This is a genomic window from Nonomuraea purpurea, from assembly GCF_042650645.1.
GTDB classification, from domain to species: Bacteria; Actinomycetota; Actinomycetes; order Streptosporangiales; family Streptosporangiaceae; genus Nonomuraea; species Nonomuraea purpurea.
This window is the reverse complement of sequence record NZ_JBHSBI010000005.1, coordinates 73,404-92,995: the sequence shown is the minus strand read 5'-3', so window position 1 is coordinate 92,995 and position 19,592 is coordinate 73,404. Positions and strand designations below refer to the sequence as shown.

The following is a 19,592-nucleotide window of genomic DNA, read 5'->3' as shown; positions in this document are numbered from 1 at the left end:
CAGTCATGGTTCAACCAGGTTGGTCATGATCACGTCCAGACGGACCACCTTCAGGCCCGTCTGGGACACGACGCGTTCGATCACGTGCTGCCGCAGCCGCTCCCCCACAGCGCGCAGCGGCGACGGGTAGACCACGCTCACGTTGAGGCGGACCGTGGCCCAGTCACGGTGCACCCGGACGCTGGACACACGTCCCCGCGGCCGTCCCGCGGGGCGCATCTGCACCTCACGCACCTCGGGGACCTCTCTGGCGGCGTGACATGCGATCTTGATGACCGCACGGGGGGCGATCTCGGTCCGGCCCCGGTGCTCCGGCTCCGGCAGCGGCGGGCGGCGCTGCGCGGGGACCGTCACGGTGGAGTTCATCTGCGCCTCTGACCCGGCAGGTTCAGCTCGCCCGTCTCGGCGATGCGGCCTACCAGAAGACCGACCGCGCCCAGCACCAGGACGAGCAGGAAAGCAATGAGGCCGCCGAAGGCGCCGGTCAGGCCGAGGATGATGCCGACCGCCATGCCGATCAGGGGCAGCCAGTGGACCGTGTTGCGGCTGTTGTTCATACTTCCTCCACGATGTCCGCAATGCGGACGTTCACCTTGCGCTCTCCCGCCAGGCCCGCCAGAACCCGCCGCAGCTCGGCGGCGGTTTCCGGGAGGGGCCGATCCGGGGTGGCGACGATGGAGATCTCCACGGTGCGGTCGTTCGCGGACACGCCCATGAGGCGGCCTCCCGGCAGGTACGTGGCCACCGTTCCGAACAACCCGCCGGACAGGCCGACCACCCCGGGGCATTGGCGCGCCCGTTCGGCGATCGCATACACCTCAGCTTCGGCACCCGCCCCGGCAGCGCCTCTCCCGCCGGCTTGGGCGGCGGATCCCGCGCTGGAGCCGGGCCTGCCCGAGCCGGGCGCGGCGGATCCGGGCGGGGCGTCCGTCATCGGACCCTGGGCTCCTGTTCGACGTCCTCCATGCCCCGATCCCGGTCCTGATCGGGAAGGTGGACGTCGTCAACTCTGATGTTGACCTCGGTCACCTCGAGCCCGCACATCCGCTCCACCGCCTGGATCACGTTCTTGCGCACCGCCCCGGCCAGATCGGGAATCGCCGTCCCGTATTCGGTCACCAGGTCGAGGTCGATGGCGGCCTGACGCTCGCCCACCTCGACCGAGACGCCCTGGGCGAGATTCCGGTCTCCGCCGACTATGCCCCGGACGCTCCCAAAGGCCCGCGCCGCGCCTCCGCCCATGGCGTACACGCCGGACACCTCGCGCGCGGCCAGACCGGCGATCTTGGCGACGACCACGTCCTCGATGGTCGTGGTCCCCCGGTCGGTGACCAACGCGCTCACCGGGCCGTCCTCCTGAGTTCTCGCCCGTGGCACGGCCCCGGCTTGGCCGCTGCCCGTGGGCCGAGTAGACATCGTGTCCGACACGGTCCGTCACCCCCTACGTACATTGCTCAATAGGATGAGATAACCGTCACAACACGGGTGATGCCTGACAAAGCGGACTCTAGGTGCATTTATCGACAGTTCCTGACGTGGCGGTGACGTTAATGGGTGGAGCCCTCCGACAGCGGCGATAGCCTTGTCGGGTGCGTATAGCGAGGTTCTCCACAGGCGAAGGTGGCGTGTCGTTCGGCGTGGTCGAAGGCGGTCCGGGGGAAGAGTTCGTCTCCGGCATCTCCGGTCACCCGTTCGGCCAGGTGCAGTTCACCGGTGAGCGCTTCCCGCTCTCCCAGGTGAAGCTGCTTGCCCCGATGCTGCCGAGCAAGGTGGTCGCCATCGGCAGGAACTACGCCGAGCACGCGGCCGAGCTGGGCAACGAAGTGCCCGAGGAGCCGCTCATCTTCATGAAGCCGTCCACCACGGTGATCGGCCACGGCGAGAACATCGCCTATCCCACGTCGCTGTCCGACCGCGTCGACTACGAGGGCGAGCTGGCCGTGGTGATCGGCCGGCTGTGCCGCGAGGTGCCGGTCGAGCGGGTCAAGGACGTCATCTTCGGCTACACCTGCGCCAACGACGTCACCGCGCGCGACCTGCAGAAGAAGGACGTGCAGTTCACGCGGGCCAAGGGGTTCGACACGTTCTGCCCGCTGGGCCCGTGGATCCAGACCGATCTCGAGGCCGGCGACCTGGCGCTGACGACCACGGTCAACGGCGAGATCCGCCAGAGCGGCCGCACCAGCCAGCTCATCAACGACATCCCCGCGCTGGTCGCGTACGTCAGCGCGGTCATGACCCTGATCCCCGGCGACGTGATCCTCACCGGCACACCGGCCGGCGTCGGCCCGCTGGAGATCGGCGACGAGGTCAGCGTCGGCATCGAAGGCATCGGCACACTCACGAACAAGGTGGTCTCCCGTGACTGACGTACGGGTCCGGTTCGCCCCGTCCCCTACTGGCATGTTCCACGTGGGCAGCGCCCGCGCCGCGCTGTTCAACTGGGCCGTGGCCGAACGCGCCGGGGGCCGGTTCATCCTGCGCATCGAGGACACCGACGCCACGCGCAACCGTCCTGAGTGGACCGAGGGCATCATCTCGGCGCTCGACTGGATCGGCATCAACGGCACCAACCCGGTGTTCGAGGGGCCCTACTTCCAGTCGGCCTACGAGCCGCAGCACCGCGAGGCCGTGGCCAAGCTGCTCGCCGACGGCAAGGCCTACTACTGCGACTGCACCCGTGAGCAGGTGCAGGAGCGCACGGGCTCGAAGGACAAGGGCTACGACGGCCACTGCCGCGAGCGTGGCCTCACGGCCGGCGCGGTTCGCTTCCGCACGCCCGACGAAGGCGTCACCGTGGTCGACGACCTGGTCCGGGGCCGGGTGGAGTTCCCCAACAACGCGCAGGAAGACTTCGTCATCGCGCGTAGCGACGGCTCGCCCCTCTACGTGCTGGCCAACGCCGTCGACGACATCACCCAGGGCGTCACCCACGTCGCCAGGGGCGAGGAGCACCTGCCCAACGCGGCCAGGCAGGAGCTGTTGTGGCCCGCGCTGGGCGCGACCCCGCCGGTCTGGGCCCACCTGCCGGTGATCGTCAACGAGCAGCGCAAGAAGTTGTCCAAGCGACGCGACAAGGTGGCGCTCGAGGACTACCGCGCCGAGGGCTACCTGCCCGAGGCCATGGTCAACTACCTCATGCTGCTCGGCTGGGGCCCCGGTGACGACCGCGAGATCATGCCGTGGTCGGAGATGGTGGAGCGCTTCAGCCTTGAGGACGTCAACCCGTCCAACGCTTTCTTCGACGAGAAGAAGTTGCGCGCGTTCAACGGCGAGTACATCCGGGCGCTGCCGCTGGAGACGTTCGAGGCGCGCTGCACGTCCTACCTCGACGATTCCTGGGATCGCGAGCTGTTCAGCAAGGTCGCCGCGCTCGCCCAGACCCGCATCACGGTGTTGTCGGAGATCCGGCAGAACGTCGACTTCCTCTTCCTTGAGGAGCCGGTGTTCGATCAGGCGTCGTGGGACAAGGCGATGAAGAACTCCCCGGTGGAGATCCTCACCGACTACCTCGACCGGCTGAAGGCGGTGAGCTGGGACCCCGAGTCGCTCAAGCAGGCGCTGGAGGAGGTCGGGGTGGCCCACGGGCTCAAGCTCGGCAAGGCCCAGGCGCCGGTCCGGGTCGCGGTCACCGGCCGTACGGTGGGGCTGCCGCTGTTCGAGTCGATCGAGGTGCTGGGGCGCGATCGCGCCAAGGAGCGTCTGCGCTCGGCCCTCGAACGCCTCCAGAAACCCTGACCCGCAGCAGGCTGATCGTGGCCCCGGCAGCCGGCGCGTCGTGGCGTCGGGGCCCTCACGCGCCGTCGTCCCCGTAAAGCAGTTTTCCGGTGTCGAGGGCGAGGTTCCACGGGTCGGGGAGGGTGAGCGGCTCGCCGCCCATCGCGACCGTTTCCCGCCCGTATTCCTTGCCTCCCGGCTCGCTGAAGAGTTTGACCTCGCGCCGGAACGGATCGATCACCAGATAAAACGGGACCCCGTTCGGGGAGTAATCGCCGGGCTTGACGAAGTAATCGTCGTAGAAGCTGCTCGCGGAAACGACGCTCACGAGCAGCAGCGTCGAATCTCCGTGGACGGTGTGGTCCTCCTCCATGCGCGGAGTCTCGGGGACGACGGTGAGGTCGGGCACGTAGCGGTCGGCGTGTTGGCCCAGGTAGACGGTGATGTTGGGCCAGATTTCCCAGCCTCGCGCGGCCACCGGGCCGACGAGCTGGAAAAGCAGCTGAAAAAGAATCGTGTTGTGCTGCCAGGTACCCGACTCGTTCACCAGGAGCCGCCCTCTCCGGGTTTCCACCCGGAATTCGGGGAACAAATCGCGGACCGTGCGGAAACGCTCTTCCAGGGGCCTGACCATGCCGCCGTCCTCGGGTAGTCGTGATGTTACCCAGGGTAATGCGCGAGGGTTGTGACAGGGGAGGCTTTATCGGCGACGGATTTTCACGCCCCCCATGCCGGGAGGAACGGCACAGGGGGCGGGCAGATCAGACGATCTTGTGGATCCAGTCGTGGGGGTCGGGGCGGACGCCGTACTGGATGCCCACCAGCTCCTCCCGCACCCGCATCGTCACCGGGCCCGAGGTGCCGTCGGCGACGGTCCAGGAGCGGTCGGCGCCCTTGACCGAGCCGACCGGGGTGACCACGGCCGCCGTTCCGCAGGCGAAGACCTCGGTGAGCTCGCCGGACTCACAGCCCGCCTGCCACTCGTCGACCGTGATGAGGCGCTCCTCGGTCTCCAGGCCCAGGTCGCCGGCGAGTTCCAGGATGGATTCGCGGGTGATGCCGGGCAGGAGGGTCCCGGTCAGCGCGGGGGTGACGAGCTTGTCGCCGAAGACGAAGAACAGGTTCATCCCGCCCATTTCCTCGACGTAGCGGTGCTCGTGGGCGTCCAGCCACACCACCTGGTCGCAGCCGTTCTCGACGGCCTGGCGCTGCGCCACGAACGCGGCGGCGTAGTTGCCTCCGCACTTGGCGAAGCCGGTGCCGCCAGGGGCGGCGCGGGTGTACTCGGTGGACAGCCAGACCGAGACGGGCTTGATGCCGCCGGTGAAGTACGAGCCCGCCGGGGAGGCGATGACCAGGTACTTGTAGCTCTTGGACGGGTAGTTGACCCCGAGCCCCGCCTGGGTGGCGATCATGAACGGGCGCAGGTAGAGACTGTGGCCCTCGGTCGTGGGCACCCATTCCCTGTCGGTCTCCACCAGCAGTTCGAGCGACTCGACGAACGCCTCTTCGGGCAGCTCGGGCATGGCCATGCGGACGGCGGAGCGGTTGAAGCGGGCGGCGTTGGCGTAGGGGCGGAAGGTCACGATCGAGCCCGTGGTCTGGCGGTAGGCCTTGAGCCCCTCGAACAACTCCTGCGCGTAGTGGAAGACCGAGGTGGCCGGGTCGAGCGAGAGCGGCCCGTACGGCATGAGCCTGGCGTCGTGCCAGCCCGCGCCCTCGGTGTAGTCGATCGAGACCATGTGGTCGGTGAAGGTTTGGCCGAAGCCGGGGTTCGCCAGTACCTGCTCCCGCTCGGCCGCGGTGCGAGCGTGGTCGGATAGCTGCACGTCGAAGCTGAGCTTCTGAGCGATGGTCATGGCGGTCCTTCTCTCTGCGACTTCTGCGAAATCTACCGAAACTGCTGGATCTGCGGATTCACGATGCCTGACGGCGGCTGAGGGCAGTCCGTACTTCCTATTGTCTCGCCATATGGGATGGCTAGCGGCCCTTGGCGGGGTTCGCCCGTGTAGACGCGAAAAAGCGCCTGGCAGTCCTCCTCGGACCGCCAGGCGCTGATCGGGGCTAGGCGGTCCTAGCCGGATACTCGCGCGGTGATGTCGTCGCCGATCTCATGGGTCGTGCGGCCGGCCCAGCCGGTCAGCCGCTCCAGGATGTCGTCGGCGACCGCCTGCTCGACCTTGGCCGACGCATCGTGCAGGCCCAGGTGGTCGAGGAGCATGGCGACGGACAGGATGGTGGCGGTGGGGTCGGCCTTGCCCTGCCCGGCGATGTCGGGGGCGCTGCCGTGCACCGGCTCGAACATGCTCGGCGAGGTGCGTTCGGGGTTGATGTTGCCGCTGGCCGCCAGGCCGATGCCGCCGGCGATGGCCGCGCCGAGGTCGGTGATGATGTCGCCGAACAGGTTGTCGGTGACGACCACGTCGAAGCGCTCAGGCTGGCTCACGAAGAACATCGAGGCCGCGTCGATGTGGCAGTAGTCGGTCGTGACCTCGGGGAACTCCTGCGCCACCCGGTTGACCGTGCGCTGCCACAGGTCGCCCGCGTAGGTCAGGACGTTGGTCTTGTGGACGAGCGTGAGCTTCTTGCGGGGCCGCGACTGGGCCTTCTGGAAGGCGTAACGCACCACGCGCTCGACGCCGTAGGCGGTGTTGAGCGACTCCTGGGTGGCGATCTCGTGCGGCGTGCCGCGCCGCATGACGCCGCCGGTGCCCGCGTAGAGGCCCTCGGTGCCCTCGCGGACGACGATCATGTCGATGTCCTCGGCGGGCGTGTCGGCCAGCGGGGTCTCCACGCCGGGGAACAGCTTGACCGGCCGCAGGTTGACGTAGTGGTCGAACTCGAAACGCAGGCGGAGCAGGAGGTCGCGCTCGAGGACGCCCGGCGGCACGCTGGGGTCGCCCACGGCGCCGAGCAGGATCGCGTCGTAGCCGCGCAGCTCCTCGAGGACCGCGTCGGGCAGCGTCTCGCCGGTGCGGTGGTAGCGTGCGGCGCCCAGGTCGTAGTGAGTGGGCTCGATCTTCGTGCCGACGGCCTCCAGGACCTTGAGTCCTTCGGCTACGACCTCAGTGCCGATCCCGTCCCCGGGGATGACGGCCAGGCGGATGTTACGCGAGTCCATGGGCGGTACCTTACCGGCTCGTCTCGACTGACGAACACATCATCTCATTGTCCGGACGCCCGGTTTTAACAGATTTGCCACGCTTTGACCGTTTCGTTAGAGTCCGAGCCAGCCTAATCCACACAGCCCTGTGTGGAGCCGGGGACCCACCTTTCCCCTGGGGCGAATCGGCGCAAGCCGTAGGGCTACTTCCAGGCCCGAGCCCGTCAGCTAACCCGGTAGGCCACGTGGAAGGATCAGTTCACTGTCTCGCATCGCCATTCTCGTGGCGGCGGGCACAGCAGGGCTCTTCGCTCTGGTCACCCCCGCGCACGCGGCCGCCGATCCCCAGGACGGCGCCGACATCACTCTGACCGGCCCTAAGCTCAAGCGCATCCAGGACAAGCAGAACAAGCCCGCCTGGAAGATCGCCCTCAAGTTCGCCATGGACAAACGCGGGATCCCGTACGTCTGGGGCGGAGCGAGCGACAGTGGCTACGACTGCTCGGGGCTCATGCTCCGAGCTTACGAAGCCGCGGGGATCGAACTGCCCCGCGTCACCAACGACCAGTACGCCGCGTTCGACAGGAAGATCTCCTGGAAGAACCTCAAGCCGGGCGACCTGGTGTTCTTCAGCAATCTGGGCCACGTCGGGATGATCTCCAAGCCCGGCTTCATGGTGCACGCGCCGCATTCCGGCGACGTGGTCAAGGAAGAACGGCTGTCGAACTGGCGCAGAGACGCCTTCGTCGGCGCCGTCCGGCCCGATCCCAAGGGCGTGCGGCTCTCGATCAAGCAGAGCCTCACCCCTGCCCCGTCCATGCCCGTCGCCACCCTTTGAGGTGAGCCCTCATCTCCCGGCCCGCGGTGTTCGCGTCTTTCCACGGCGTGCGGACGACTCCCCCCTCCCATGCCGGGGAGCCCGACGCGGACACCGCGGGCCGGGACGCCTACAGCACGACAGGAGCCGCCTGGTAGCGGACAGAACAGGGGTTCGGGTATCGGTGACGGAAGCGCCGGGGCTCCTCGTTCCAGTAGCCCACGATCTCGACCTCGACCGGATCGTAGATCTTCGGGCACGGCGCCGGCCCGAACCGGAGCCGCTCCAGGTCGGCGTCGCTCCCGCGCAGCCGGTCACAGGCGCCGACGGGATCAGGGTGGGTGCCGCCGTCCGGATCGCAGGCGAGGTACCACTGCTGCTTCTCCCCCGAGCGGACGTCGTACCGCGTGATCTCCAGCTGCCCGATCTCGGCATGGGCGGGGGCGGCCGTGACGAACAGGGCGGCCGCGAAGGCAGGGACGGCGACGGCGCGCTGGATCAGGGGCATGCGGGGGCCTCCTCGACGATCGGATACAGATCGTGACGCTACCAATGCTCTGCGTATCCGGACGGTGAGGTGTCCCTACCCTCGGCCGCAGACGTAGCGTGGTGGTATGGGGCAGCAGAAAGTGCACCTGACGGGGGAGAAAGCCACCCTGCTCGCCACCCTGTACGGCAGGGCGCTCGACGCACGATCCCGTCACCCGATCCTCGGCGACAAACTGGCCGCCGAGACGATCGACCGCATCGACTACGACTTCTCCAAGACGGGCATCGGCCCCGCCATCGCCCCGGCCGTCGCGCTCAGGGCGCATTCCGTCGACGACTGGGCCGCCGAGTACCTGGCGGAGCACCCGGAGGCCGTCGTGCTCCACCTGGGCTGCGGGCTCGACACCCGCTACCACCGGATGGCCGTGCCGCCCAGCGTGCGCTGGTACGACGTGGACTACCCCGAGGTCATCGACCTGCGTGCCCGCCTGTTCCCGAGGCCGCCCGGCTACACGATGATCGGCTCGTCGGTCACCGACCTGGCCTGGCTGGACCAGATCCCCGACGACGCTCCGGCGCTGGTCGTCGCCGAGGGCCTGTTCTACTACCTCGATCCGGCCGAGGGCGCCCGGCTGCTGCGGACGATCGTGGACCGCTTCCCCTGCGGCCAGTTCGTCTTCGACGCGCTCAGCACGCTGGGGCTGCGGCTACAGAGGTTCAACGGACCCGTGCGCAGGGCCGGGGCCACGATGCACTGGGCCATCGACGGCCCGGCCGACCTGCTGGCGATCCATCCGAAGCTGCGCTGCGTGTCGGCGCTGAGCGCGTTCGACGCGGCCGGGTTCGGCACGTTGTCGCTCCCGTACCGCATCATGTTCTGGCTCGCCGAACTGCTCCCGAGCTTGAAGCGGACGGCCGTGATCTACCGGCTGGAGTTCTGAGGCGCGCCGCCGTTGTCCCTGCGGTCCAGCGCCATCTGCAACGCCTCGGCGGCCTCGTCCTCGTGGTCCTCGGCACGGTTCCAGGCATACATCTCGTACATGTGGCTCATCTCGTTTCGCGGATGTGTTCCATCGGGGGACGTCGGATCCCGGTCGCGAACCCGACCGGGCCTGCACTCGCGGTCCGGATCACGGACCCGGACGAAAGGGACTTAGTGGCCGACACACGCCGCTCACCGCGACGGGTCGTCGACCTGCCCCTAACAGGCCCCGCCGCGGCAGGTAATGAGTACGAGAACCTGGCGCATTTCCAGTAACAGTACCTCAGCCATCTCGTTGGACGTCCTAGTATCTCGCATGCTGAGACAGAAAAGGCCGCCACCCGAACGGGTGACGGCCTTTCACGCGAGGTGAGGTCAGTCCTCGATGTCGACCGAGCGACCGCTGTCGGCGCCGATCTCGGCCCTGATCTGCTCGACCACGTCGGCAGGGATCGCCGAGTCGACGGTCAGCGCGATGAGCGCCTTGCCGCCCTTGACGTCACGGGCCACCTGCATCGAGGCGATGTTGACGCTGTGCTCGCCGAGCAGCCTGCCGACCACGCCGACGATGCCGGGACGGTCGGTGTAGGTGAAGAAGCACAGGTGGGCCGTCGGCTCGATCTCCATCTCGTAGCCGTTGACCTCGACGATCTTCGTGATCTGGCGGGGCCCCGACAGCGTGCCGGAGACCGACACCGGGCGGCCGTCGGCGAGCAGGCCGCGCACGGTCACGACGTTGCGCCAGTCGGGGCTCTCGGTGCTGGTGACCAGCTCGACGGTGAGGCCGCGGTCCTTGGCCAGCAGCGGCGCGTTGACGTAGGTGACCTGCTCTTCGACCACGTCGGCGAACACGCCCTTGAGCGCGGCCAGCTCGATCACCCGCACGTCCTCGGAGGCGATCTCGCCGCGCACCTCGATGTCGAGCTTGGTGGCGACCTCGCCGGCCAGTGCGGTGAACACCCGGCCCAGCTTCTCGGCCAGCGGCAGGCCCGGCTTGACGTCCTCGGCCACCGCGCCGCCCTGGACGTTGACGGCGTCCGGCACGAACTCGCCCGCCAGCGCCAGCTTCACGCTCCGCGCGACCTGGGTGCCGGCCTTCTCCTGGGCCTCGTGCGTGGAGGCGCCCAGGTGCGGGGTCGCGATGACCTGGTCGAGCTCGAACAGGGGGCTGTCGGTGCACGGCTCCTTGGCGAACACGTCGATGCCCGCGCCGGCGACGCGCCCTTCCTTGATCGCCGAGTAGAGGGCGTTCTCGTCGATGATCCCGCCGCGCGCCACGTTGATGATCCGCACCGACGGCTTGACCTGCTGCAGCTCCTTGGCGCCGATGAGCCCGACGGTCTCCTTGGTCTTCGGCGGGTGCAGCGTGATGAAGTCGGACTTCTTCAGCAGCTCCTCGAAGCTGACCAGCTGCACGCCGACCTGGGCGGCGCGGGCCGGGGGCAGGTAGGGGTCGAAGGCGATGATCTCCACCCCGAACGGCAGCAGCCGCTGGGCCACGAGCTGGCCGATCTTGCCGAAGCCGACGATGCCGATGACCTTCTCGTCGAGCTCGATGCCGGTGTACTTGGAGCGCTTCCACTCCCCGTTCTTCAGCGCGGCGTGGGCCTGCGGCGTGTTGCGGGCGCTGGCCAGGATGAGGGCGACGGTCTGCTCGGCGGCGCTGGTGATGTTGGAGGTCGGGGCGTTGACGACCATGACACCGGCCTTGGTGGCGGCCTCGACGTCGACGTTGTCGAGGCCGACGCCGGCGCGGGCGACCACGCGCAGCTTGGGGGCCGCGGCCACGGCCTCGGCGTCGACCTGCGTGGCGGAGCGGACGATCAGCGCGTCCACGTCGGCCAGGGCGGGCAGCAGCTTGGAACGGTCGGCGCCGTCGGTGTGGCGGACCTCGAAATCAGCGGCGAGCACGGCGAGGCCTGCCTCGGACAGCTCCTCTGCGACCAGAACGACGGGCTTGTTCACGGGTGTGGATCCTTAGCGGGACGGCGGGCTTCGGGGGGACACCTGCACGGATCCCCCGGCTGTCCCACAGAGTGTATCCACCGCTTGTGAACGCGTTCACGAGGGACTCACGATGTGAGACGGGTCCTGAGGTACCCCGTGGCGGCAAACTCATCCACATCGCGGCCATCTTTGTCTTGATCGGGGGATTTATTCACCATTAGCCTGATAAGCCGTGGCCGACTACCTATGGTTCGTCATATGAGCATCGGGAATTCTGCGCTTGCCGACGTGCTCGCCCAGCATGGCACTCCGCACCGCCTGCTGGGCGCTCTCGCCGACGGTGGAGTCCTGGTAGCAGTGCGTCCAGACCGCTCGGTCGTCCTCGGGACGACCCAGGCGGGTGACCGGGTATTGCTCGGTTACACCGGCCCTGCCACCTATGCCAGGCACCGCGGCAGTCATTCCCTATCGGCGTGCGACGCCGACACCATCCTGGACATCCAGCGCGTCACCGGCGTGCGGGAGATCGTGATCGACGCGGCCGGACCAGCCGCGGCGGCTGTGCCCATCGACGATCTCCAGCGCTTCCTCACCATGACGCGTACGGGGCCGACGCCCGTCCTGTCAGGGGCGGTGCCAGCCGCCTACGCGACGGGAGCGATGGCGACCGTGTCACGCGGTGCCGCGCTGGCCCAGGTGGCGCCGCCGACTCCGCACGCCCCCACGCTGCCGTGGGTGCCCGCGCCCCGGCCGCACCTGTCCGGGCCCATGCAGCAGGTGGACCCCGGGTACCGGCGGTGCACGCATCCGATCCTGCCCGCGCTGCGGCAGGCGATCGGGTACCTGCTCATGGACTTCCCGCTGGTGCACCACGTCTGGATCTCCGAAGCCCGCACGGCCTCCGGAGCCCCGGGGATCATGCTGCACGTGAAGGTGCACATGTCGGCCGCCGAGGACGTCGTACGCGACCTGCACCGCCTGGTCCGGGCCCGGTTGCCGCAGTTCGCGGCCTCCGGCGCGCCGATCCTCATGGCCAGGGTGGCCGACGCGCGCAGCGAGCAGCGGATGCTGGAGATCGGCGCGCACGTCGTCTGCGCAGACGTCTGCGACTGAGCCGGGGACCCGGGTGACCGGGTCCCCGAAACTGGGCCTGCCCAACCGAGCTTCCGCTCGGTTTCAATGAGGCCATGATCGCACCGGCGGCGAGCACGTCCACCGTGTCCAGGGGCGTGCGCCTCGGTTACGGCGTGGGATCCTTCTGCACGGCCACGGTCACCGCCGTGCCCGGCCTGCTCCTGCTCTACTACATGACCAATTTCCTGGCCGTGCCCGCGTGGCTGGCCGGGGTGGTCGTGACCGCGCCCAAGGTCTGGGACCTGTTCATCAACCCGATGGTCGGCCGCTGGTCGGACCGGACCAGGTCGCGGATGGGCCCGCGGCGGCCCTGGCTGCTGGCCGGCGCCTGCACGCTGCCGATCGCGTTCTTCCTGGTCTTCGCCGGGCCGCCGCTGACCGGGGTGCCCGCGGCGTTGTACATCGCCGCCTGCTTCCTGGCCACGGCCACCGCGTACGCGCTGTTCGAGGTGCCGTACAAGGCGATGCCCGGCGAGATGACGCACGACTACCACGAGCGCACCTCGCTGCTGCAGTGGCGGATGGTCTTCATCGGCGCGGCCACCGCGATCGCCGGGGTGCTCGCGCCGGCCATCGTCACCAGCCAGGGCGACGACGGGACGCCGGCCAGCTACCGGCTGATGGGGGCCACGATCGCGGCCATCATGCTGGTCTCGATGCTGGGCGCGTTCTTCGGCACCGCCCGCGCCCCCATGACCGGCGCGCCCGAGGCCGACAGGGGCGGGTGGCGCGAGCAGTTCTCCGCGGTCAAGGACAATTCGGCATTCCTGTGGCTGACCGTGCTGGCCTGCACGCAGATGCTGGCCGTGAGCATGATGCTGGCGGCGGCGCCGTACTTCGCCGCCTACACCCTCGGCACGCCCACCGCCACGCAGACGCTCTTCGCCGCGCTGGTGGGCCCGATCCTGCTGACGATGCCGCTGTGGGTGCGCCTGGCCAGGCGCTTCGACAAGCGCGGCGCGATGATCCTGGCGACGGTGCTGTTCGGAGGCGGGACGACGGCAGCCGTCGCGACGCCCCTGTTCGGATCGGCGTGGGCGCACGTGACGATCCTGGTGGTGGGCGTCGGGTACGCGGGCGTGCAGTTGCTGCAGTTCTCGATGCTCGCCGACGTGATCGCGGCGGACGCGCAGCGGAGCGGCAAACGGCGGGCGGGCGTGCTGACCGGGCTGTGGACGGCCATCGAAAGCGGGGTCAGCTCGTTCGGGGCGTTGATCTTCGGGATCATCCTGTCGCTGGGCGGCTTCATCGAGTCCGAGCCGAGCCGGCCGGTCCAGCAACCGGACAGCGCGGTGACCGCGGTCCTCATCGGACAGACCGCGGTCCCCGCGCTGATCATCTTCGCGTCGGCGCTGATGACCTTGAAGTACCGGCTCACACCACCCGGCGCGCCAGCGTCGGACGCGTCCGCGTGAACAGCCCGGCCAGCAGCGCCGCCAGCAGGGGCAGGCCCACCACGAGCGCGGCCAGGAAGAGCCACGGCACGGCGACCGTGGTGGGACCGATCTCGATGCCGACGCCCCGGGAACTGCCCCAGCCGGGCATCGGCACGGTGACCGCGATCCCGGCGACGACACCTCCGAGCAGCCCTGGCACGGCCCCCAGCCCGGCGATGTATCCGGCCTGGGCCGCGACCACCAACTTGCGGGTTCGGGGCCGTCCGCCCACGGCCGACAGGGTGTCCAGGTCCGCGCGCATGTCGGCGGCGGCCAGCCCGGTGGCGGCGAACGTGCCGCCGAGCACGAGGACCAGCGCCGCGAGGAGGGCCGCCGAGAGCAGCACGACGAGGCTTCCGTCGTCTCCGGTATTGAAGCTGATTATCGCCTTGTCGGTCACCGCATTCAGGCCACGCTGCAGGCGTTGGAAATCGTCAGGCCGGTACATGGTGTACATCCGCCGCTCGGTCGTCTTGAGCCCCGCCGCCGTCACCGCCGAGGCCGGGAGCAGGAGACCGCTCTGCCGGATGTCGGCCCCGGTGGCCACCACGGCGGGCACCTCGGCAAGTCGCGACGTCGTAACCTTGTCACCGTCGTATCGCTCGGTGGCCAGGGTGACCTTGCCGTCGCGCACCAGCCGGGAGTCGAACGCGACCGCTTTCCCCGCCGCCAGCGCCGCGGCGGCCCCCGGATCCTGCCGGCCCTGGAGGAAGGCGAGCAGCCGGGCGTCGCCGATCGCCATCTTGGAGGGGCTGATGGTGCAATCTCCGCAGTCGGCCTTGCCCTTCCACAGGGCGGACAGCATCACGCCCCGGCCCGCCGCGTCGGTCGTCGCGAGGCCAGGGACGAGGCTCGCTCCGGGCAGTCTCGTCTGGGCCTCGGCACGCAAGGCGGCCCACCCCGCGTCGTCGAGGTCGTCGGCATAGACGAGCAAAGCGCCGGGAGGTATGTCGAACGTTCTGTTCGCATCGCGGAGCATCGCCTCGGAGTTGTAGGCGATGCCGGCCGTCACCGCCGCCATGGTGGCCGCCATGACCGCCGCCGCGGCCGAGGCCGTACGCACCCTGTGGCGGGCGGCGTCGCGGACCGACAGGCGCGCGGGCAGCGGGAGCCGCCTCGCGAGCCGCCCGGTGAATCGCACCAGCCACGGCATCAACGCGATCAGCCCGAACAGGACCACCGTCGAGGCCGCCACCACGGCTACTTCTCTGCCGCGCACGGCCACGGCCATCGCGCCCAGCCCGAGCACCACGAGCACCAGCCCCAGCACCGGGCGGCCCGCCCGGTCGCGCACCTCGCCCGGCCGTCCGGCCAGCACCTGCGCGGGGTTCTGCCGGGCCGCCTGCACGGCCGGGACAAGGGCCGCCGCCAACGCGCTGATCAAGCCCAGCGCGGCGACGCCGAGCACTTGGACCCAGGGGATGTCCAGTGGGGCGCTCTGCCAGTCCAACCGCCGCGCCAGAACGGTCTCGCTCGCCGCTCCCGCGCCGATCCCCAGCACGACGCCGATCACGGCGGCCAGACCACCGAGCACGACGCCGTCGGCGAGCACGATCGCCCGCAGGTGCCGGGCTGAGCCGCCCTGCGCGGCGATCGTGGCCAGCTCTCTCCTGCGCCGCCGCAGTCCGACGGCGAACGCGGGCCCGGCCAGCAGGGTCGTCTCCGTGACGATGAGGACCACGGCGATCGCGATCGCGATCTGCTCGTCCGAGTTGGAGTGCCTGTAGTCGTACTGGTCGGTGCGCGGGCTCTCGATCACCGCTCGGGAGGCGACCCGCAGTCCTGCCTGGTTCAGCCGCCGCACGTCCGACCACTGCACCGGAGAGGGCGTGTCGATGAGCCAGCCGGTGCCCAGCCCGTCTCTCTTGTCCCGCAGAATCGCGCCCGGCTGGCTCACGAGCTCCGCGATGCCGGGCTGGTTGGGGTTCTCGACGACGCCCACCACCCGCAGCGGCTTGGCCTGTCTGGTCACTTTCAGCGTGCTGCCGAGCCGGACACCTCGATCGAGCAGGCCGGGCGTGACCGCCACCTCGTCGTCGGTGACCGGGATCCGGCCCTCGGCCAGCGGGCGGATGCCGGCGGCGAGCGGGTCGCGCAGATCCGCCTCCAGCACGTTTATCATGTCAAGGCCGTCGGACAGCAGGGCCTCCGTCTGGTGTTCCTGGATCGGCAGCAACCGACCCGGCAGCAGGGCGTTGACCTCGGCCGTCGTCCACGGCGGCGGCTGCTTGCCGGTGTCTTCCTGGTTTCCGAAGCGGCCCGCCGGGTCCTGTCTGATGGCAGTTCGGTGGAAGTGGGACATGATCCTGGCATCGGCCACCGGGCCGAGTTGCGACGGCAGTTCCTCGCGCGGCGTCAACGAGGTGGTCTCGGCCATCGTGAGCACCGCCGTGATGGTCAGCACCGGCAGGCAGATCATGATCATGATCAGCGCGGTGCGGCCCTTGAAGCGCAGCGCGTCCCTGCGGGAGATGCGTAGCGCGGCGCGGAAGGCGCTCATCGGGAGCTCTCCAACCGGACGGCGTTGGACTCCACGATCTCGCCGTCACGCAGGTAAACCACGCGGTCGGCCCAGGCCGCGTAGCGGGGTTCGTGGGTGACGAGCAGCACCGCGACGCCGGCGTCGCAGCGGGCGCGCAGCAGGTGGAGGATCTCGTCGCCGGTGGCCGTGTCGAGCGCCCCCGTGGGCTCGTCGGCCAGCAGCAGCCGCCGCTCCCCCGTCAGCGCCCTGGCGATGGCGACGCGCTGGCGCTGCCCGCCGGACAGCTCCTCGGGGAAGCGGTCGGCGACCTGTTCGGCCCCCACCTCGGCAAGGACGGCGAGCGCCTCCTCGCGTGCCTGCCCGGCGCGTACGCCGTCGAGCTCCCTGGGCAGCATCACGTTCTCGGCGGCGGTCAGGGACGGGATCAGGTTGAGGTCCTGGAAGACGTACCCGACGCTGCCGCGTCTGAGCGCGGCCAGGTCCTTGACCTCGGCCAGGTCGGTGCCCTCGATCCTCACGCTTCCCGAGGTGGGCCTGTCGAGGCCGCCGGCCAGGTTGAGCAGGGTGGACTTGCCGGACCCCGAGGGGCCCATGACCGCGACCAGCTCCCCCGCCGAGACCTCCAGGCTCACGCCTTTGAGCGCGTGCACCTGGCCGTGCTCGCGGGTCACGTCCCGCAAACTCACCACAGTCATTGTTTCTTCTCCTTGGAAACGGCCTCGCAGTGGTCCAGCCAGCGCTGTTCCGCCTCGGCCTTGAAGATCATCGAGTCGAGGACCAGGCGCTGCGCGAGCCCTCCGGTGGCGGTGCGTTTGGCCTTGGTGAGCTGCTGGAGCCAGCTCATGGTGGCCATCCGCTGGGTCTGGATGACCTCGGCGACGTCGACGCCGCCCGCCACCGCCATCGCGATCTTGATGGCGAGTTCGTCCCGAGGCCGGTCGGTCTGGGCGACGGGGGTGCTGAACCATCGCTCCAACTCCCCCCGGCCTGCCTCGGTGATCGTGTAGACCGCGCGGCCCTGCTCGTCGGCCCCGCCGGGCGCGACCAGCCGGTCGCGCTCCAGGCGGGAGAGCGTCGTGTAGACCTGGCCGATGTTGAGCGGCCAGGTCGCCCCCGTCGACGCCTCGAACTCGACCCGCAATTGATAGCCGTAACGCGGTCCGCTGCTCAGCAACGCGAGCAGTCCGTGCCTGATCGACATAGATACTGAGTATGCATACCGAGTATGCTCTTCGCAACTGATCCGGCTTTTCTGGACAGGGGGCGCGGTTCAGGCCGATACTCGCTACATGAGCTCCACGCATCCGCCCTTTCGCGCCTCAGATGGGGAACGTGACCGTGCGATCGACGAGCTCAGGGATCGCGCCGTAGAGGGGCGCATCTCCCACGACACGTTCGTGGGCCGGGTGGACCAGGCGCTGCGGGCGCAGAACCGGCAGGAACTCGACGAACTGGTGGCCGACCTGCCGCGACGGCCGACGTTCCGGCAGCGGCTGACCGACGCGGTGGCGTCGGTGTCGGAGTTCACCACCAAGATGCAGTCGGCGTGGCGGCGGCCCCGGCTGCCCCGGCTCGCGCTGCCCGACGACGACCGGCTGCGTTACGTGGTGGGCCGGGGGTCGGCCTGCGATCTCGTGCTGTCGGACCTGACGGTCTCACGGGTCCACGCCGAGTTGCGGCGCGAGGACGACGGCGGGTGGATGCTGGTCGATCTCGGTTCGCTCAACGGCACCCGGCTCAACGGGTGGCGGCTGGTGGGGCCCGCCCGGGTCAGGTCGGGCGATGAGATCTCGTTCGGCGACTGCGGGTTCATGGTGACGTCGGGCCAGCCGTCGCACTGATCTCCCACCACCGATAAATACGGAGATTTGCGGATATACAGGTCGCCTGCGCTGATTCATGCTCGCCATGACTCTCAGTCACTTGGAGACCCCATGCGGCGCACCTCAGCATCCCTCGTCGCGGGCGCGCTCGTCGCGGCCCTCGCGTGGGCGTCCGGACCCTCCTCCCCCGCTGCCGCGCTCGACCCCTCGGCGGGCGTGGCCGATCTGACCCAGGACATCAACCAGATCCTCAGCGACTCCCGGCTCACCGTCGCCAGAGCGGGCGTCGTGGTCAAGAGCGCGACGACAGGCGAAGAGCTGTACGCGAGCGACGCCGGCAAGTTGCTGGTCCCGGCGTCCAACACCAAGCTGTTCACCTCGGCCGCGGCGGTCGAGACGCTCGGCCTCGACTACCGCTTCTCCACCACCGTGCTGAGCACCGGCCGCAAAGCGGGCGCCGTGCTGACCGGCGATCTCGTCCTGCGCGGCACCGGCGACCCGACCATGCTGGCCGAGGACTACGACGCGCTGGCCGCGAAGATCGCGAAAGCGGGCATCAAGGTCGTCACGGGCAGGCTGGTCGCCGACGACACCTGGTTCGACTCCCAGCGGCTCGGCAACGACTGGTCGTGGAGCGACGAGACCGCCTACTACGCGGCGCCGATCTCCGCCCTGACCGCCTCTCCCGACAGGGACTACGACGCGGGCACGGTGGTCGTCGCCGTCGCGGCCGACGGCGGCAAGGTCAAGGTCACGACCACCCCGGAGACCGACTACCTGAAGATCGTCAACCGGGCCACCGTGGGCACGGAGACCGACGTGCTCATCGAGCGGCAGCACAACTCGCGCACGGTCGTGATCACCGGCACGGTGGCCGACCCGTACCAGGAGTGGGTGGCGGTCGACGATCCGACGGCGTACGCGTCATCGCTGTTCCGCACGTCGCTGGCCGAGCACGGCGTCAAGGTCCTCGGCCAGACCGTCCCCGGGGCGGCTCCGGCGGGGGCCAAGGAACTGGCCGCGCGCCAGTCGATGACGCTGGGCGAACTGCTGGTGCCGTTCATGAAGCTGAGCAACAACATCCACGCCGAGATCCTCACCAAGGCCATGGGCCGCAAGGTCGCCGGGCAGGGGACGTGGTCGGCCGGGCTGAAGGTCAGCACCGACTACGCCAGGGCCAACGGCGTCCAGGTGATCAACATGCGTGACGGGTCGGGGCTGTCGCGCCGCGACGGCTTCTCCCCCGGCTCGATCGTGCGGTTGCTGACGGCCGTGCGCGGCAAGCCGTGGTTCGACACCTGGTACAAGTCGCTGCCCATCGCGGGCAACGCCGACCGGTTCGTCGGCGGGACGCTGCGCAGCCGGATGCGGGGCACGCCGGCCGCGAACAACGTGCACGCCAAGACCGGCTCGCTGACCGGCGTCACGGCGTTGTCCGGGTACGTCACGAGCGCCGACGGCGAACCGCTGATCTTCTCGATCATGCTGAACCAGTACCTGTCGGCCTCGCCGAAGGACATCGAGGACAAGATCGCCGTCCGGCTCGCGCAGTTCTCCCGCACCGCGACGGCCGAGGCCGTCCAGCTCCGCGCCGCCGACCCCGGCACGGCGGGCGATCTCGAATGTTCGTGGCTCAAGCCGGTGCACTGCTAGACGAATCCG

Annotated in this window: 20 protein-coding genes and 1 riboswitch; of the genes, 8 read left to right on the top strand and 12 right to left on the bottom strand. The window is 69.3% G+C overall.

What is annotated here, in order from left to right:
• Positions 1-3 precede the first annotated feature (3 nt).
• From ACFOY2_RS11630 to ACFOY2_RS11615, 4 genes are read right to left on the bottom strand one after another with little or no spacing between them, the layout of a single operon-like run.
• The gene (locus ACFOY2_RS11630; RefSeq protein ID WP_379527979.1) at positions 4-366 is read right to left on the bottom strand and encodes an Asp23/Gls24 family envelope stress response protein; all 363 of its coding nucleotides are present in this window, start codon (positions 364-366) and stop codon (positions 4-6) included.
• Positions 363-557, bottom strand: coding sequence for a hypothetical protein (locus ACFOY2_RS11625; RefSeq protein ID WP_357808797.1), 195 nt, complete (start codon positions 555-557; stop codon positions 363-365). Before ACFOY2_RS11625 ends, ACFOY2_RS11630 begins: the two co-directional genes overlap by 4 nt.
• On the bottom strand, positions 554-934 hold the full coding sequence (locus ACFOY2_RS11620) for a hypothetical protein (protein WP_379527978.1): 381 nt from the start codon (positions 932-934) through the stop codon (positions 554-556). Before ACFOY2_RS11620 ends, ACFOY2_RS11625 begins: the two co-directional genes overlap by 4 nt.
• Positions 931-1,416 carry an Asp23/Gls24 family envelope stress response protein gene (locus ACFOY2_RS11615; RefSeq protein ID WP_379527977.1) on the bottom strand — a complete coding sequence of 162 codons (486 nt, stop codon included), beginning with the start codon at positions 1,414-1,416 and terminating at the stop codon, positions 931-933. Before ACFOY2_RS11615 ends, ACFOY2_RS11620 begins: the two co-directional genes overlap by 4 nt.
• A 173-nt stretch (positions 1,417-1,589) precedes the next feature.
• Between ACFOY2_RS11615 and ACFOY2_RS11610 the strand changes: the two genes are divergently transcribed.
• Together ACFOY2_RS11610 and gltX are read left to right on the top strand one after the other, a co-directional pair.
• Positions 1,590-2,369, top strand: a complete 780-nt coding sequence (locus tag ACFOY2_RS11610) for a fumarylacetoacetate hydrolase family protein (protein ID WP_357808805.1) — start codon at positions 1,590-1,592, stop codon at positions 2,367-2,369.
• Positions 2,362-3,738, top strand: a complete 1,377-nt coding sequence (gltX, locus tag ACFOY2_RS11605; RefSeq protein ID WP_379527976.1) for a glutamate--tRNA ligase — start codon at positions 2,362-2,364, stop codon at positions 3,736-3,738. Before ACFOY2_RS11610 ends, gltX begins: the two co-directional genes overlap by 8 nt.
• Positions 3,739-3,793: 55 nt before the next feature.
• Here gltX and ACFOY2_RS11600 read toward each other — a convergent pair whose 3' ends face one another.
• The 3 genes from ACFOY2_RS11600 to ACFOY2_RS11590 form a co-directional block, all read right to left on the bottom strand.
• Entirely contained in the window at positions 3,794-4,351 is a 558-nt protein-coding gene (locus tag ACFOY2_RS11600) for a Uma2 family endonuclease (protein WP_379527975.1), read from the bottom strand.
• A 127-nt stretch (positions 4,352-4,478) separates the two neighbouring features.
• A complete protein-coding gene (locus tag ACFOY2_RS11595) occupies positions 4,479-5,576 on the bottom strand; it encodes a branched-chain amino acid aminotransferase (RefSeq protein WP_379527974.1) in 1,098 nt (365 codons plus the stop codon).
• 215 nt (positions 5,577-5,791) lie between these two features.
• The gene (locus ACFOY2_RS11590; RefSeq protein ID WP_379527973.1) at positions 5,792-6,838 is read right to left on the bottom strand and encodes a 3-isopropylmalate dehydrogenase; all 1,047 of its coding nucleotides are present in this window, start codon (positions 6,836-6,838) and stop codon (positions 5,792-5,794) included.
• A gap of 100 nt (positions 6,839-6,938) precedes the next feature.
• Positions 6,939-7,077: riboswitch (cyclic di-AMP (ydaO/yuaA leader) on the top strand.
• 26 nt (positions 7,078-7,103) lie between these two features.
• Here ACFOY2_RS11590 and ACFOY2_RS11585 point away from each other — a divergent pair.
• Positions 7,104-7,658, top strand: a complete 555-nt coding sequence (locus ACFOY2_RS11585; RefSeq protein WP_379527972.1) for a C40 family peptidase — start codon at positions 7,104-7,106, stop codon at positions 7,656-7,658.
• 109 nt (positions 7,659-7,767) lie between these two features.
• On the opposite strand, the gene ACFOY2_RS11580 is transcribed toward ACFOY2_RS11585, so the two are convergent.
• On the bottom strand, positions 7,768-8,145 hold the full coding sequence (locus ACFOY2_RS11580; RefSeq protein ID WP_379527971.1) for an SSI family serine proteinase inhibitor: 378 nt from the start codon (positions 8,143-8,145) through the stop codon (positions 7,768-7,770).
• Between the two features lie 106 nt (positions 8,146-8,251).
• Between ACFOY2_RS11580 and ACFOY2_RS11575 the strand changes: the two genes are divergently transcribed.
• Complete coding sequence (locus tag ACFOY2_RS11575) at positions 8,252-9,067, top strand: class I SAM-dependent methyltransferase (RefSeq protein ID WP_379527970.1); 816 nt, start codon at positions 8,252-8,254, stop codon at positions 9,065-9,067.
• Between the two features lie 416 nt (positions 9,068-9,483).
• On the opposite strand, the gene serA is transcribed toward ACFOY2_RS11575, so the two are convergent.
• Entirely contained in the window at positions 9,484-11,073 is a 1,590-nt protein-coding gene (gene serA, locus ACFOY2_RS11570; RefSeq protein ID WP_379527969.1) for a phosphoglycerate dehydrogenase, read from the bottom strand.
• A 240-nt stretch (positions 11,074-11,313) separates the two neighbouring features.
• Here serA and ACFOY2_RS11565 point away from each other — a divergent pair, with 240 nt between their 5' ends.
• Positions 11,314-12,168, top strand: coding sequence for a hypothetical protein (locus ACFOY2_RS11565; protein WP_379527968.1), 855 nt, complete (start codon positions 11,314-11,316; stop codon positions 12,166-12,168).
• Positions 12,169-12,242: 74 nt separating this feature from the next.
• Positions 12,243-13,604, top strand: coding sequence for an MFS transporter (locus tag ACFOY2_RS11560; protein ID WP_379527967.1), 1,362 nt, complete (start codon positions 12,243-12,245; stop codon positions 13,602-13,604).
• Here the strand turns inward: ACFOY2_RS11560 and ACFOY2_RS11555 are convergent.
• The 3 genes from ACFOY2_RS11555 to ACFOY2_RS11545 are packed head-to-tail and all read right to left on the bottom strand — an operon-like array spanning position 13,564 to position 17,308.
• Positions 13,564-16,125, bottom strand: coding sequence for an FtsX-like permease family protein (locus ACFOY2_RS11555; protein WP_379527966.1), 2,562 nt, complete (start codon positions 16,123-16,125; stop codon positions 13,564-13,566). The genes ACFOY2_RS11560 and ACFOY2_RS11555 overlap by 41 nt on opposite strands.
• Positions 16,122-16,802 carry an ABC transporter ATP-binding protein gene (locus ACFOY2_RS11550; RefSeq protein ID WP_379527965.1) on the bottom strand — a complete coding sequence of 227 codons (681 nt, stop codon included), beginning with the start codon at positions 16,800-16,802 and terminating at the stop codon, positions 16,122-16,124. The genes ACFOY2_RS11555 and ACFOY2_RS11550 overlap by 4 nt, the downstream gene beginning before the upstream one ends.
• Complete coding sequence (locus tag ACFOY2_RS11545; RefSeq protein ID WP_379527964.1) at positions 16,799-17,308, bottom strand: PadR family transcriptional regulator; 510 nt, start codon at positions 17,306-17,308, stop codon at positions 16,799-16,801. The genes ACFOY2_RS11550 and ACFOY2_RS11545 overlap by 4 nt, the downstream gene beginning before the upstream one ends.
• A gap of 88 nt (positions 17,309-17,396) precedes the next feature.
• On the opposite strand from ACFOY2_RS11545, the gene ACFOY2_RS11540 reads away from it, so the two are divergent.
• Positions 17,397-17,948 (top strand): DUF1707 and FHA domain-containing protein, encoded by a 552-nt coding sequence (locus ACFOY2_RS11540; protein WP_357808844.1) that lies wholly within the window; start codon positions 17,397-17,399, stop codon positions 17,946-17,948.
• A gap of 93 nt (positions 17,949-18,041) precedes the next feature.
• Entirely contained in the window at positions 18,042-19,583 is a 1,542-nt protein-coding gene (gene dacB, locus ACFOY2_RS11535; RefSeq protein ID WP_379527963.1) for a D-alanyl-D-alanine carboxypeptidase/D-alanyl-D-alanine endopeptidase, read from the top strand.
• Positions 19,584-19,592 lie beyond the last annotated feature (9 nt).